This window comes from Citrobacter sp. Cpo103 (genome assembly GCF_030332605.1).
Classification (GTDB): domain Bacteria; phylum Pseudomonadota; class Gammaproteobacteria; order Enterobacterales; family Enterobacteriaceae; genus Citrobacter; species Citrobacter portucalensis.
On the sequence record NZ_JAOWHO010000021.1, the window covers coordinates 1 to 13,258 of the forward strand.

Genomic DNA, 13,258 nt, shown 5'->3' on the forward strand with positions numbered 1-13,258 from the left:
GATTGACCTGCCCCCACGATTAGATACAACACTCAGTTAGTAACGTCGGAATCTTCATTCTCAGAATGACCCTTTCTCCAGCCCGCTGCAAATTCAGACGGTGTCTGATAATTCAGCGTGGAGTGCGGGCGGCATTCGTTATAATCCTGCCGCCAGTCATTAATAATTTTCCTGGCATGAACGATATCGCTGAACCAGTGCTCATTCAAACATTCATCGCGAAATCGTCCGTTAAAGCTCTCAATAAATCCGTTCTGCGTTGGCTTGCCCGGCTGGATTAAGCGCAACTCAACACCATGCTCAAAGGCCCATTGATCCAGTGCACGGCAAGTGAACTCCGGCCCCTGGTCAGTTCTTATCGTCGCCGGATAGCCTCGAAACAGTGCAATGCTGTCCAGAATACGCGTGACCTGAACGCCTGAAATCCCAAAGGCAACAGTGACCGTCAGGCATTCCTTTGTGAAATCATCGACGCAGGTAAGACACTTGATCCTGCGACCGGTGGAAAGTGCGTCCATGACGAAATCCATCGACCAGGTCAGATTGGGCGCCGCCGGACGGAGCAGCGGCAGACGTTCTGTTGCCAGCCCTTTACGACGTCTTCTGCGTTTTACGCCCAGGCCACTGAGGTGATAAAGCCGGTACACGCGCTTATGATTAACATGAAGCCCTTCACGGCGCAGCAACTGCCAAATACGACGGTAGCCAAAACGCCTGCGCTCCAGTGCCAGCTCAATGATGCGCCCTGATAAATGCGCATCAGCAGCCGGACGGTGAGCCTCATAGCGGCAGGTCGACAGGGATAAACCTGTAAGCCTGCAGGCACGACGTTGCGACAGACCGGTCGCATCACACATCAACATCACGGTTTCCCGCTTCTGGTCTGTCGTCAGTACTTTCGCCCAAGAGCCACCTGAAGCGCCTCTTTATCCAGCATGGCTTCGGCAAGCAGCTTCTTGAGTCTGGTGTTCTCTTCCTCAAGCGACTTCAGGCGCTTAACTTCAGGCACCTCCATACCGCCATACTTCTTACGCCAGGTGTAAAACGTGGCATCGGAAATGGCATGCTTGCGGCAGAGTTCACGGGCGGGTACCCCAGCTTCGGCTTCGCGGAGAATACTGATGATCTGTTCGTCGGAAAAACGCTTCTTCATGGGGATGTCCTCATGTGGCTTATGAAGACATTACTAACATCGGGGTGTACTAATCAACGGGGAGCAGGTCAAGATTACTGAAAAAATAGCGGTCGTAACGACCAAATTATCAAGGCAGTATTATTCACCTATTTATGAATATCAATTGTCCAAAGAAAATGATACCTGGTATCTATCTCAGATCTTTTTAGTTGATGACGATGGAAAATATCCGAGTTTGTAATAACAGTGTACTTGTACTCATTGTTTCCATACTGCCTGAGACTGTCAATCGCTGGACGACTCTGAGCGTGAAGCGGACCAGACTATCTGATGAAAAGTCTGATGAAAAGCTTCACTCATACTGTCGGGACAGCGATAAGCGAGGAACTCACGTTGTGCTTGCATCAGGATGACCTGGAATGATGGAGTTAACATCTCAATTGTTCATAGCAGCGCTGAGTGGATTCAGGATATCGCGGGGCGTATTGGACGTATAACGTTTATCGCGTACCTAAGAAGTTAAGGCCAGAGATTTTAATTATTACATTTTCTTTTTTAAGATAGTGGTTTTTATCTATTTTTTAGAATAAACATATCTGGCCAGACATTCTTCTTCATAACAACCCTATGAGTTAAAAAAATCTGCCATAATGACAGATTCTTTTAATCTATCATTAGAGATTTGCAACGTTATGATATACTTTTTGAACATCATCGTCATCTTCAAGGGCATCAACAAGCCCTGCAAAGACTTCTAAATCTTCTGGTGAAAGTTCAATTTCTGATTGAGCAATCATCTCTAATTCTGTGGTAGTGAATTCAGTAATCCCTGCGGCTTTTAAAGCTGCAATGCCTTTGTGAAGATCTGTAGATTCCGTATAAATAACGATGTTTCCTTCTTCTTCGGTTACATCACGAACATCTACTTCAGCATTAAGCAAAATTTCAAAAATGTGGTCAGGATCTGTCCCTTCAAATACAATCACTCCGGTATTGTCAAACATATAGCTGACAGAACCAGCCGCTCCGATATTCCCGCCTTTTTTATTAAAAATTGAGCGGACATTAGCAATCGTACGGTTAACATTTGAAGTCAATGTTTCAGCGATAATCAGTGAGCCACTGGGACCAAAGCCTTCATAACGCCCTTGCACGAACGTTTCATCGCTGCCGCCTTTGGCTTTATCAATAGCTTTATCAATAACGTGTTTTGGAACCTGCGCTTGTTTAGCACGTTCAATAACGAATTTTAAAGATGTATTTAATTCTGGGTCTGGTTCGCCTTGTTTAGCAGCAGCATAAATTTCTACACCGAATTTTGCATATACATTAGACGTTGCTCCGTCTTTAGCTGTTTTTTTAGCAACAATATTTGCCCACTTACGTCCCACTGGAATGATCTCCTCAAAAATTCATTTACATAGCCGACAAGTAAATAACCTAGCATTACATTATATCATGACGTATAAATCCTCGTCCATGAAAAATAAAATATCCAAATTTTACGATATGTTACTTTAATTTTATCAATAGTTAACATTTTGGATAAATTATCCCCTGACTATCTTCAGGTTTTTTGTGCGTAATAAATGAACCGCAACAATAATGCATAAGAGAAGAGAAACAAAAGTGATATTCCAGATAAACACACTTGCTATTAAAGTTAGCGCAGTACTGCTTATAGCGAGGTATCGACACACAAATTTTGTCAGGCCAGAGGCGCAAAATAATGGCCGTTCAAGACAACGACACGTGTGGAAAAGAATGGAAAAACTGGCCATTTGATGACCAGTTTTGCAGGGGGTTTGCAGAAAAACTTAAAAGCGATAACCCGCAGAGAACATAAACACCCACGGATCAAGGCGTACGCTGTCTCGCTGCTGTACACCGCCCATTTTATAGCTTGCGGTGGTGTCGATATCCATGTACCACACCGACATGTTAATCAGCCAGTCACGGTTAATCAGATAGTCCATACCAACTTGCCCTGCTGCGCCCCAGGAATCTTTCAGACTCAGGTCCGATAACCCCGCTTCTTTACCGTTATCGTTAAAGCCTTCATCGAAGAAGGTCGTGTAGTTCACCCCAACACCTACGTACGGACGCAGTTTACTGCTGGAGTCACCGAAGTACCACTGCGCCATTAGCGTCGGCGGTAAATGATGTACGGTGGCAATATCACCCGTTGCAGCAGTACCGATTTTATGGCGGAACGGCGTAGCTGCCAGTAATTCAACACCGATATTGTCGGTTGCCATGTAGGTAAATGTCAGACCCAACTGCGTGTTATTGCTGACATCAAAGCCACCTAAGCTGCCCAGCGTACCACCTGCACCTTCCGTCGGCCTGACGGTGGCAGAACCTGCACGAATAAAGAACTCTCCAGCTTCATGCGCAAATGCGTTACCAGAGAGAAGAGTTGTTAAAGCCAATGCTGCAACTGTTAATTTTTTCATGTCCGCTCCATCGTTATGGTTATAAAAGCGGAACGAATATACCCACATTGGAGTAATAAGTGATCTAACATTGATCACATTGACTTTGATAATTTAACATTTATTGATCCAGATTAAGTTAGAACTTGCATTCAAAATCCTGGTTAAATTAATTCAGATCAATTTTGATATATTTTCAATGTGCAAGTACCTCCAGCTCATTGCTGATGGGTGATGGATATCTGCTCGTGATGCGCAGATAACAAACAGCGTTCATGCACGACGCTGAAGTCATAGCCAAAAATTACTGCAGCTTTACAAAGATATGCTTTTCCATACATCGCGCGATGCTGCCACTGTAGAGTTATCCAGGGTACAATTGCCCGCAAATGAACACCTGCAAAACTCAAGGAGAGTGCATGTCTATCACGGCGAAATCCGTTTACCGTGACACGGGAAACTTTTTCCGTAATCAATTCATTACCATCTTGCTGGTATCGTTGTTGTGCGCGTTTATCACAGTGGTGTTAGGGCATGCCTTTTCCCCCACTGACGCACAAATTGCGCAACTCAGTGAAGGCGATCAGTTAACCAGCAGCGTGGGGCTGTTCGATCTGGTGCAAAACATGACCCCGGAGCAACAGCAAATTTTGCTACGCGCTTCCGCGGCGTCGACGTTTTCCGGTCTGATTGGTAATGCCATCCTCGCCGGGGGTGTCATCCTGATGATTCAGCTGATTTCAGCAGGTCATCGCGTCAGCGCATTACGTGCCATCGGCGCCAGTGCGCCAGTGTTACCGAAGCTGTTTATTCTGATTTTTCTGACTACTCTGCTGGTGCAAATCGGTATTATGCTGGTTGTTGTACCCGGTATTCTGCTGGCGATCCTGCTGGCACTCGCCCCTGTGATGTTGGTACAGGACAAAATGGGTGTCTTTGCCGCGATGCGCAACAGTATGCGTCTGGCGTGGTCGAATATGCGACTGGTTGCGCCGGCAGTGATCGGTTGGTTGCTGGCAAAAACGCTGCTGTTGCTTTTTGCGCCAAGTTTTGCAGTACTTACGCCGAATGTAGGCGCGGTATTGGCGAATACGCTGAGCAATATGATCTCCGCCGTGTTGCTGATCTATTTGTTCCGCCTGTACATGCTGATTCGCCAATAAACCCTGAACGCATTCCGGGCTTGTACCCGGTGCTTTTGATGACGGAATCGAAGAATGAAGCAGTTTCTTGATTTTTTACCGCTGGTTGTCTTTTTTGCTTTTTATAAGCTTTATGACATCTATGCGGCGACCTCGGCGCTGATTGTCGCGACGGCTGTAGTGTTGATTTACAGCTGGGTTCGCTATCGCAAGGTCGAGAAGATGGCGTTAATCACCTTTGTCCTGGTGGCCGTATTTGGTGGCCTGACTATTTTTTTCCACAACGATGAATTCATTAAGTGGAAAGTAACGGTGATTTACGGGCTGTTTGCTGGTGCTCTGTTGGTTAGCCAGTGGGTAATGAAAAAGCCGCTAATTCAGCGCATGTTAGGTAAAGAGCTGACCCTGCCGCAGCCGGTGTGGTCGAAACTTAATTTAGCATGGGCCGTCTTTTTCATCCTGTGTGGTCTGGCGAATATCTATATTGCATTTTGGCTACCGCAGAACATTTGGGTCAACTTCAAAGTGTTCGGCCTGACCGCCCTGACTTTATTCTTTACGCTGCTGAGTGGAGTCTATATTTACCGTCATCTGCCGCAAGAAGATAAATCGTAATACATGCTCGCCAGATCTGCGGATCTGGCGAATTTTTATCCCCTCGCGTTCCATTGTGCTGACAACCTGGCTTACATCTGCTCTGCACGCCGCATCCCCTCTATTCTCAACGCACAAATTCTAGTAGCATCGCGCCTGTAATCTTTCTCTATAGTCGGTTCTACAATGACAACAACGAATAACACTCCCCAGGGTGAACTGGTTTTACGTACTCTGGCCATGCCTGCAGATACCAACGCGAATGGTGATATTTTTGGCGGTTGGCTGATGTCACAAATGGATATAGGTGGCGCGATTCAGGCCAAAGAGATCGCACATGGTCGTGTGGTAACGGTGCGGGTTGAAGGAATGAGCTTTTTGCGGCCGGTCGCCGTTGGTGATGTAGTGTGTTGTTACGCGCGCTGTGTGAAACGCGGGACAACCTCAATCAGCATCAATATTGAAGTTTGGGTGAAGAAAGTCGCTTCTGAACCTATTGGGCAGCGCTATAAAGCCACCGAAGCTCTGTTTATCTACGTTGCCGTTGATAAAGACGGGAAACCGCGTCCAATTCCCACGTTGGCCTGATAGCACACGCCAGTAATGCTATCCGGCAATGATCAAGAGTGATGATTGCCGGACGGCCTGATGCTTACTCGATTTGCGTTGTGCCGTTTAATTTGAAAACAATATTCACCACGAGTCCGGAACCGGGTTTACCTGCCTCATAACGCCATCTACGCATCGCATTTTTCACTTCACGCTCAAACATATTGGCAGGCTGCGCAGACAGGATCTCCACATTTTCAACCCGACCATCCGGCGTTACGTTAAATTTGACCTTTACCCGTCCTTCAATGCGCAGCGCCTGAGCTCGCGCCGGATACTGAGGCTGATTACGGCTTAAAGCGCGTGGACCTGATGGCGCACTGACCACCGGTTTGCTGGTAGTTGCCGGCGCGGTATTGGTCATTGTGCGAGTAGGTGCCGTATTTTCCAGTGGGGAGGCCGGGCGCGGTTCTGCTGGTTTAACATCGCGTTTCGGTTGCTCTTCCACCTTTTTCACCGGTTTTGGCTTCGGTTTAGGCTTGGGCTTCGGTTTTTCAATCACCACCGGTGCCTCTTTTGGTGGCTCTGGAATCGGTTCTGGTTCCGGTTCAGGCTCGACAACGGGTTCCGGCGGCGGCTGAACGGCCTGAGGCGGTTCAAGGTCGGCAGGCGCGACCATCGTGACAGAGATCGGCTGCGCTGGCGCAGGCAGTTCAATAACCTGATGTACCGAGGTATACAGCAAACCAGCCACTACGGCACCATGAATGCCGACAGACAGTAACGTTGGCCAGGGAAAGCGACGAGGTAAATCAAGGGTCATTGAAGTCATAATCGTTTCAGTAAAAAAACCAGGCCCTGATTTTAAATGCAAATAGCAATCATATTCAATAAGCCCGTGGCGGTAACTGACATTTAAAACGCGATTTTATGATAAAAAACCGCTTTCAGAGTATGGCCTTAACATATCAGTTATCTTTCCGTTGCAGTTGTTAGGCCTTTCCAATAACGTTATTAACGACTTTTACCGTTCAAGGAGCTCTACCCGTGCTGTATGTTATTTACGCTCAAGATATTGCAGACTCTCTCGAAAAACGTCTCTCCGTGCGCCCTGCTCATCTGGCTCGCCTGCAACTCCTTCATGACGAAGGTCGTTTGCTCACGGCGGGCCCCATGCCAGCGGTCGATAGTAACGATCCCGGTGCGGCGGGTTTTACCGGCTCGACGGTGATTGCCGAATTTGAATCTTTGGAGGCGGCACAGGCGTGGGCGGAAGCCGATCCGTATGTCGCGGCGGGCGTGTATGCGCAGGTTTCAGTAAAACCTTACAAAAAAGTATTTTAAAAACAGAACGCAAAGCAGACATTGGGCACCGCCAGCGGTGCCCTTTTGGGATCAGATGCTGTGGATCGCAAACAACAACGAGTTACGCTGGTGGTTGAGAATGCACTTTCTGATAGTGTGGATACGCATATTACGACGCGATTGTCCTTCAAGCCAACGTGCTTTACGGCGGCTAGCCTGACGCAGCATCCGCCAACGTCCCACTTCCGTTCTACTACGCTTCATGTTTACTACTCTTTCAGTCACTGAGCGGCCATTATAACGCCAGACCGAATGCAGACCAGTGGTTTTCCCTTGTTTTTATTTGCCAGATTAATCCTGATGCGTAAACTCTTAACAATACGCTTTCAAAAGGATTTTTAAATTTATGACAACCTTCTACACCGTGGTGAGTTGGCTGGTCATTCTGGGTTACTGGGTACTCATTGCTGGCGTAACATTACGCATTCTAATGAAACGACGCGCAGTGCCCTCCGCAATGGCCTGGCTGTTGATCATCTATATTCTGCCATTGGTAGGGATCATTGCTTATCTGTCCTTTGGTGAACTCCACCTGGGTAAGCGACGTGCCGAACGCGCCCGGGCAATGTGGCCGTCAACGGCCAAATGGCTGAACGATCTCAAGGCCTGCAAGCATATTTTTGCCCAGGAAAACAGCAGCGTCGCCTCTTCGTTATTTAAACTGTGCGAGCGCCGTCAGGGAATAGCCGGGGTTAAGGGAAACCAACTGCAGTTGCTCACCAGTTCAGATGACGTGATGCAGGCGCTGATCCGTGATATTCAACTGGCGCGCCACAACATCGAAATGGTGTTCTACATATGGCAGCCTGGCGGTATGGCCGATCAGGTAGCCGAGTCGTTAATGGCTGCCGCGAGACGTGGCATTCACTGTCGGCTGATGCTGGACTCCGCTGGCAGCGTGGCGTTCTTTCGCAGCCCTTGGGCGGCGATGATGCGTAACGCAGGTATCGAGGTTGTAGAAGCGCTGAAGGTGAACCTGATGCGTGTATTTTTACGCCGTATGGACCTGCGTCAGCACCGCAAAATGATCATGATAGATAACTACATTGCTTATACCGGCAGCATGAACATGGTCGACCCGCGTTTCTTCAAACAGGATGCGGGTGTCGGGCAATGGGTTGATTTAATGGCGAGAATGGAAGGTCCTGTCGCCACTGCTATGGGCATTGTCTATTCCTGCGACTGGGAAATTGAGACCGGAAAGCGCATTTTGCCTCCGCCACCAGACGTCAATATCATGCCGTTTGAGCAGGCCAGCGGCCACACCATTCACACTATCGCCTCAGGTCCTGGTTTCCCTGAAGATTTGATTCATCAGGCGCTGCTTACCGCTGCTTATTCAGCGCGTGAATATTTAATTATGACCACCCCCTACTTCGTCCCCAGCGACGATCTGTTGCACGCGATCTGCACGGCAGCGCAGCGTGGGGTTGACGTCAGTATCATTCTTCCACGTAAAAATGACTCCCTGCTGGTTGGCTGGGCAAGCCGGGCCTTTTTCACCGAGCTGCTGGCAGCTGGCGTTAAAATTTATCAGTTCGAAGGTGGCTTGCTGCACACCAAGAGCGTACTGGTCGATGGCGAGCTGAGCCTGGTCGGGACGGTTAACCTGGATATGCGCAGCCTGTGGCTCAATTTTGAAATCACGCTGGTCATTGATGATGCCGGATTCGGTGGCGATCTCGCGGCAGTGCAGGATGATTATATTTCGCGTTCACGCCTGCTTGATGCCCGTTTGTGGGTAAAACGACCACTCTGGCAGAGGATAGCAGAGCGACTGTTTTACTTCTTTAGTCCGTTGCTGTAAAACGTGCCCATCAGACAGTAAACAGGTAGTCATTATGGATATGGATTTGAACAATCGCCTGACCGAAGACGAAACGCTTGAGCAGGCTTACGACATTTTTCTCGAACTGGCTGCGGACAATCTGGATCCAGCCGACATCATTCTGTTCAATTTGCAGTTTGAAGAGCGTGGCGGTGCCGAGTTGTTCGATCCGGCAGAAGATTGGCAGGAGCATGTTGATTTTGACCTGAACCCTGACTTCTTTGCCGAGGTGGTGATTGGTCTGGCAGATACAGAAGACGGCGAGATTAACGATATTTTTGCGCGCGTTTTATTATGTCGCGAAAAAGATCATAAGCTCTGCCATATTCTCTGGCGCGAATAATCAAACAAAAAAGCTGCTCTCGCAGCTTTTTTCATTTTTACCCCGGTAATTTGCTTCCGCAACGATTACAAAACTGCGCGCTATTTTCGTGCTGCGCCTGCTGACACTGGGGACATTTTCGTTGGTGCCCACGCTGCTGGAACGCACTGCTCATGTGCGTGGTAATCAACCCCGTCGGTATGGCAATCACCGAGTAACCAATCAGGATAAGCACGGACGCGACCATGCGCCCCAACGGTGTGTGCGGCGTGATATCGCCATAGCCGACGGTGGTTACAGTAACAATCGCCCAATACACCGACGCATTCAGCGTAGTAAACCCATATTTTGGCCCTTCAATCAGATACATCATCGCGCCAAAAACCACCATCAGGATGGCGATAAAGGAATAGAACAGCATCAGCTGATGTCGGGCGCTTTTTAACGCATTCCAGAACACCCGCAGAGAAGGCATGAAGCGCAGCAGCTTGAGAATACGCAGAACGCGCAGGACACGCATCGCTCGCCAGGCGAAAACATAGCTAAGACTGATTTCCGGCCATAGCCACATCACATACAGCGGCAGAATGGTGGCAAGGTCAATTATCCCCCAGAAGCTGAACACATATTTAGCGGGGTTGGCCCAGCAACATAAGCGCAGAAGATATTCGAGGGTGAAGACCAGAGTAATAAAGATCTCCAGCCAGACAAAAATGCGCCATTCCTCAAAGGTTAAATGGTATTGCGTCCCTACTCCGGACTCAATGAAGATAACGATAACGCTGAGCAAGGCAAATAGTGCGCACATACCTTCAAAGCGACGCCCTGAACGGGTATTTAAATCAAATAATTTGCGATAGAGCGCACGGCGGACAGAAGAGACTAAACCTGGCACAGAAACCTCACCAAAAAAAGGGCTGACCTTTGTCAGCCCTCAGGATTATAGCGGGTCTACTTTCAGGCAGGAAACTGCATGTCGGAAACTTCCTTCCAGAACCGGGCGCGTTTTTGCGCATTCCGGTCCAGCAATCGGGCAGCGCGTACGGAACACGCAACCGGAAGGAGGATTAATCGGGGACGGTAACTCGCCTTCCAGCAACTGAATAACCTTATTCCTTTCCTGATCCGGATCGGGGATTGGCACCGCAGACATCAGCGCTTTGGTATAAGGATGCAGCGGGTTATGGTACACCTCATCATAGGTCCCTAATTCCACCGCGTGTCCGAGATACATAACCAGCACACGGTCGGAGATATGTTTAACCACCGCGAGGTCGTGAGCAATGAAGATTAACGATAATCCCATTTCGCGCTGAAGCTGTTGCAGAAGATTAACCACCTGGGCCTGGATTGATACATCCAGCGCTGAAACCGGTTCATCGCAGATAATCAACTTCGGTTCGAGGATCAGCGCGCGGGCAATACCAATACGCTGACACTGGCCACCGGAAAACTCATGTGGGTAGCGGTTAATCAGGTTAGGCAATAGTCCAACCTTCATCATCATCGCCTTCACACGGTCGCGGACTTCCTGACCAGGAAGATTCGGATGATAAGTTCGCAGCGGTTCAGCAATGATTTCACCAATAGTCATGCGCGGGTTTAACGATGCCAGAGGATCCTGGAAAATCATCTGGATATCGCTGCGTACTTCCCGCCACTCATCGGGTTTCATGCCCAGTAAATCTTTACCCAGCCAGGCAACCTTTCCATCGGTGGCCTTCACCAGGCCGATAATCGCACGGGCAAAGGTCGATTTTCCGCAGCCTGATTCACCGACCACGCCCAGGGTTTCGCCCTCATACAGTCGCAGGGTTACGCCATCAACCGCCTTCAGGGTTTTAGTCGGTTGCCAGAACCACTGTTTGCCATCTTTAATATCAAAATGGACTTTAAGGTCGGCAATCTCAAGGAGCACTTTACGTTGTTCGGTCACCGCATTCATACCAGTTCCTCCACCGGCTTAAAGCAGGCACGCAGGCGGCCTGGACTAAATTCCTCCAGTGGCGGAGCACTGCTACAGATTTCCATCGCATGCGGGCAACGCGGCTGGAATGGACAGCCTTTTGGTAGACGCAGCAGGTTCGGTGGGTTACCCGGTATAGTGAGCATCTCTTCCCCTTCTGCATCCAGACGAGGTACGGCATTTAGCAAACCAATCGAATACGGATGAACGGGCTTATAAAAGACATCCCGCGCACTGCCGTATTCCATAGTACGTCCGGCGTACATCACCAGGACTTTATCGCAAATACCGGCAACAACCCCCAGATCGTGGGTGATCATGATAATCGCGGTGTTGAATTCGCTTTTCAGTTCATTCAGAAGCGTCATAATTTGCGCCTGTACCGTTACATCAAGCGCAGTGGTCGGTTCATCGGCTATCAGTAATTTGGGCCTGCACAACAGTGCCATGGCGATCATTACGCGCTGACGCATACCACCGGAGAATTCATGCGGATACATTTTCATACGCTTACGCGCTTCCGGCATCTTCACCGCATCCAGCATTCTGACTGACTCTTCAAAAGCTTCCGCTTTGCTCATGCCTTTATGCAGCATCAGAACTTCCATCAACTGCTCCCCGACCCGCATGTATGGATTGAGGGACGTCATCGGGTCCTGGAAAATCATCGAGATTTGCTCGGCGCGCAGTTTGTTCAGTTCACGTTCCGGTAAATTCAGAATTTCACGCCCGTTGAACGTTGCGGAGCCCCCGATACGACCATTTGCCGCCAACAGGCCCATCAGGGCAAAGGCCGTTTGCGATTTACCCGAACCGGATTCACCGACAATACCCAGCGTTTCTCCAGCTCGCAGAGAAAAGTTTAAATCGTTGACCGCAGTTACATCGCCGTCGGGGGTCGCAAACGTCACACGCAAATCTTTTACGTTTAGCAGTGCGTTAGCCTGTTGTTGCGCGAGCGGCGCGGTTGAGGTTTCAATTACGCTCATGGCTGCACTCCTTAACGGTCTTTCGGGTCGAGGGCATCACGCAGGCCATCGCCAATAAAGTTAAAACAGAACAAAGTGACCACCAGGAAACCAGCCGGGAACAGCAGCAGCCATGGTGAGACTTCCATAGAGTTGGCACCATCACTGAGCAACGCGCCCCAGCTACTTAACGGCTCCTGCGTACCTAATCCCAAAAAACTCAGGAAGGATTCAAATAGGATCATGCTCGGCACCAGCAATGAAGCGTAAACCACCACCACACCCAGCACGTTCGGCACAATATGGCGGATAACGATACGCACGGTAGACACCCCACCCACTTGCGCCGCTTCAATAAACTCTTTGCGCTTGAGACTTAGCGTTTGCCCACGCACGATACGCGCCATATCCAGCCAGGAGACCATCCCGATAGCGACAAAAATCAGCAGAATATTTTGCCCAAAGAAGGTGACCAGCAGGATCACGAAGAACATGAACGGGAAGGAGTTGAGGATTTCCAGCAGACGCATCATCACCGAGTCGATTTTTCCGCCGAGGTAGCCCGACAGAGAACCGTACAGCGTACCAACAACCACCGCGACTAACGCCGCCGCAATGCCGACCATCAGCGAAATGCGCCCGCCAATTGCCACACGCACCAACAGGTCGCGTCCCGACGAGTCAGTACCGAAATAGTGGCCTGATTCCGTATCCGGCGCACTGGACATCATGCCCCAGTCGGTATCGAAGTAGGTAAACTGCGACAACATCGGTGCCAGCGTTACGAACAGCGCAATAATTACCAGCACCACCAGGCTTGCTACCGCCGCGCGGTTATGCATAAAGCGTCGACGCGCGTCCTGCCACAGGCTACGGCCTTCGACCTCCAGCTTTTCACTGAAATTCTCCAGCGCCTCGCTGTTTTTCTTACTTAACATCATAGCGAGCTCCAGT

15 protein-coding genes and 1 pseudogene are annotated in these 13,258 nt (G+C 49.4%); 7 read left to right on the forward strand and 9 right to left on the reverse strand.

Annotation, left to right across the window (positions count from 1 at the left end; translation table 11 throughout):
• Positions 1-32: 32 nt before the first annotated feature.
• From OGX89_RS04230 to ompW, 3 genes are all read right to left on the reverse strand, one after another.
• Positions 33-1,153, reverse strand: a protein-coding gene (locus tag OGX89_RS04230) for an IS3-like element ISSen4 family transposase (protein ID WP_136754148.1) whose coding sequence is annotated in 2 segments (ribosomal slippage) — positions 33-895 and positions 895-1,153 — 1,122 coding nt in all. Because the reading frame shifts where the segments join, the coding sequence is not laid out codon by codon here.
• Between the two features lie 656 nt (positions 1,154-1,809).
• The gene (locus tag OGX89_RS04235; protein WP_063940825.1) at positions 1,810-2,526 is read right to left on the reverse strand and encodes a YebC/PmpR family DNA-binding transcriptional regulator; all 717 of its coding nucleotides are present in this window, start codon (positions 2,524-2,526) and stop codon (positions 1,810-1,812) included.
• Positions 2,527-2,952: 426 nt separating this feature from the next.
• Complete coding sequence (gene ompW / locus OGX89_RS04240; RefSeq protein WP_126957511.1) at positions 2,953-3,591, reverse strand: outer membrane protein OmpW; 639 nt, start codon at positions 3,589-3,591, stop codon at positions 2,953-2,955.
• 292 nt (positions 3,592-3,883) lie between these two features.
• On the opposite strand from ompW, the pseudogene OGX89_RS04245 reads away from it, so the two are divergent.
• From OGX89_RS04245 to yciA, 4 genes and pseudogenes are all read left to right on the forward strand, one after another.
• Positions 3,884-3,961 (forward strand): annotated as a pseudogene (locus OGX89_RS04245) (YkgJ family cysteine cluster protein); the annotation flags it as partial.
• A gap of 28 nt (positions 3,962-3,989) precedes the next feature.
• Positions 3,990-4,733 (forward strand): YciC family protein, encoded by a 744-nt coding sequence (locus OGX89_RS04250; RefSeq protein ID WP_003020663.1) that lies wholly within the window; start codon positions 3,990-3,992, stop codon positions 4,731-4,733.
• 54 nt (positions 4,734-4,787) lie between these two features.
• Positions 4,788-5,327, forward strand: coding sequence for a septation protein A (locus OGX89_RS04255; RefSeq protein WP_003020667.1), 540 nt, complete (start codon positions 4,788-4,790; stop codon positions 5,325-5,327).
• Positions 5,328-5,492: 165 nt separating this feature from the next.
• Positions 5,493-5,894, forward strand: a complete 402-nt coding sequence (gene yciA / locus OGX89_RS04260; protein ID WP_003020670.1) for an acyl-CoA thioester hydrolase YciA — start codon at positions 5,493-5,495, stop codon at positions 5,892-5,894.
• Between the two features lie 64 nt (positions 5,895-5,958).
• Here yciA and tonB read toward each other — a convergent pair whose 3' ends face one another.
• Positions 5,959-6,687 carry a TonB system transport protein TonB gene (gene tonB, locus OGX89_RS04265; protein ID WP_168150127.1) on the reverse strand — a complete coding sequence of 243 codons (729 nt, stop codon included), beginning with the start codon at positions 6,685-6,687 and terminating at the stop codon, positions 5,959-5,961.
• Positions 6,688-6,902: 215 nt separating this feature from the next.
• On the opposite strand from tonB, the gene OGX89_RS04270 reads away from it, so the two are divergent.
• Entirely contained in the window at positions 6,903-7,199 is a 297-nt protein-coding gene (locus tag OGX89_RS04270; RefSeq protein WP_003020675.1) for a YciI family protein, read from the forward strand.
• Positions 7,200-7,250: 51 nt separating this feature from the next.
• Here OGX89_RS04270 and OGX89_RS04275 read toward each other — a convergent pair whose 3' ends face one another.
• The gene (locus OGX89_RS04275) at positions 7,251-7,424 is read right to left on the reverse strand and encodes a YciY family protein (protein ID WP_003020684.1); all 174 of its coding nucleotides are present in this window, start codon (positions 7,422-7,424) and stop codon (positions 7,251-7,253) included.
• Between the two features lie 142 nt (positions 7,425-7,566).
• Between OGX89_RS04275 and cls the strand changes: the two genes are divergently transcribed.
• Both cls and OGX89_RS04285 read left to right on the forward strand, forming a co-directional pair.
• A complete protein-coding gene (gene cls, locus OGX89_RS04280; protein ID WP_003020687.1) occupies positions 7,567-9,027 on the forward strand; it encodes a cardiolipin synthase in 1,461 nt (486 codons plus the stop codon).
• 34 nt (positions 9,028-9,061) lie between these two features.
• Complete coding sequence (locus tag OGX89_RS04285; RefSeq protein ID WP_003020691.1) at positions 9,062-9,391, forward strand: HI1450 family dsDNA-mimic protein; 330 nt, start codon at positions 9,062-9,064, stop codon at positions 9,389-9,391.
• Between the two features lie 37 nt (positions 9,392-9,428).
• Here the strand turns inward: OGX89_RS04285 and OGX89_RS04290 are convergent, their stop codons facing one another.
• The 4 genes from OGX89_RS04290 to oppC are packed head-to-tail and all read right to left on the reverse strand — an operon-like array spanning position 9,429 to position 13,245.
• The gene (locus tag OGX89_RS04290; protein WP_063940827.1) at positions 9,429-10,265 is read right to left on the reverse strand and encodes an ion transporter; all 837 of its coding nucleotides are present in this window, start codon (positions 10,263-10,265) and stop codon (positions 9,429-9,431) included.
• Between the two features lie 45 nt (positions 10,266-10,310).
• The gene (oppF, locus tag OGX89_RS04295) at positions 10,311-11,315 is read right to left on the reverse strand and encodes a murein tripeptide/oligopeptide ABC transporter ATP-binding protein OppF (RefSeq protein WP_003833363.1); all 1,005 of its coding nucleotides are present in this window, start codon (positions 11,313-11,315) and stop codon (positions 10,311-10,313) included.
• Positions 11,312-12,325 carry a murein tripeptide/oligopeptide ABC transporter ATP-binding protein OppD gene (gene oppD / locus OGX89_RS04300; protein WP_003833364.1) on the reverse strand — a complete coding sequence of 338 codons (1,014 nt, stop codon included), beginning with the start codon at positions 12,323-12,325 and terminating at the stop codon, positions 11,312-11,314. Before oppD ends, oppF begins: the two co-directional genes overlap by 4 nt.
• Positions 12,326-12,336: 11 nt before the next feature.
• Positions 12,337-13,245 carry an oligopeptide ABC transporter permease OppC gene (gene oppC / locus OGX89_RS04305; protein WP_003020701.1) on the reverse strand — a complete coding sequence of 303 codons (909 nt, stop codon included), beginning with the start codon at positions 13,243-13,245 and terminating at the stop codon, positions 12,337-12,339.
• Positions 13,246-13,258 lie beyond the last annotated feature (13 nt).

Coding starts and splice junctions, on each gene's coding strand:
- ompW (WP_126957511.1), bottom strand. CDS start 3,591: ATGAAAAAATTAACAGTTGCAGCATTGGCTTTAACAACTCTTCTCTCT.
- OGX89_RS04250 (WP_003020663.1), top strand. CDS start 3,990: ATGTCTATCACGGCGAAATCCGTTTACCGTGACACGGGAAACTTTTTC.
- OGX89_RS04255 (WP_003020667.1), top strand. CDS start 4,788: ATGAAGCAGTTTCTTGATTTTTTACCGCTGGTTGTCTTTTTTGCTTTT.
- yciA (WP_003020670.1), top strand. CDS start 5,493: ATGACAACAACGAATAACACTCCCCAGGGTGAACTGGTTTTACGTACT.
- tonB (WP_168150127.1), bottom strand. CDS start 6,687: ATGACTTCAATGACCCTTGATTTACCTCGTCGCTTTCCCTGGCCAACG.
- OGX89_RS04275 (WP_003020684.1), bottom strand. CDS start 7,424: ATGAAGCGTAGTAGAACGGAAGTGGGACGTTGGCGGATGCTGCGTCAG.
- cls (WP_003020687.1), top strand. CDS start 7,567: ATGACAACCTTCTACACCGTGGTGAGTTGGCTGGTCATTCTGGGTTAC.
- OGX89_RS04285 (WP_003020691.1), top strand. CDS start 9,062: ATGGATATGGATTTGAACAATCGCCTGACCGAAGACGAAACGCTTGAG.
- oppF (WP_003833363.1), bottom strand. CDS start 11,315: ATGAATGCGGTGACCGAACAACGTAAAGTGCTCCTTGAGATTGCCGAC.
- oppD (WP_003833364.1), bottom strand. CDS start 12,325: ATGAGCGTAATTGAAACCTCAACCGCGCCGCTCGCGCAACAACAGGCT.
- oppC (WP_003020701.1), bottom strand. CDS start 13,245: ATGATGTTAAGTAAGAAAAACAGCGAGGCGCTGGAGAATTTCAGTGAA.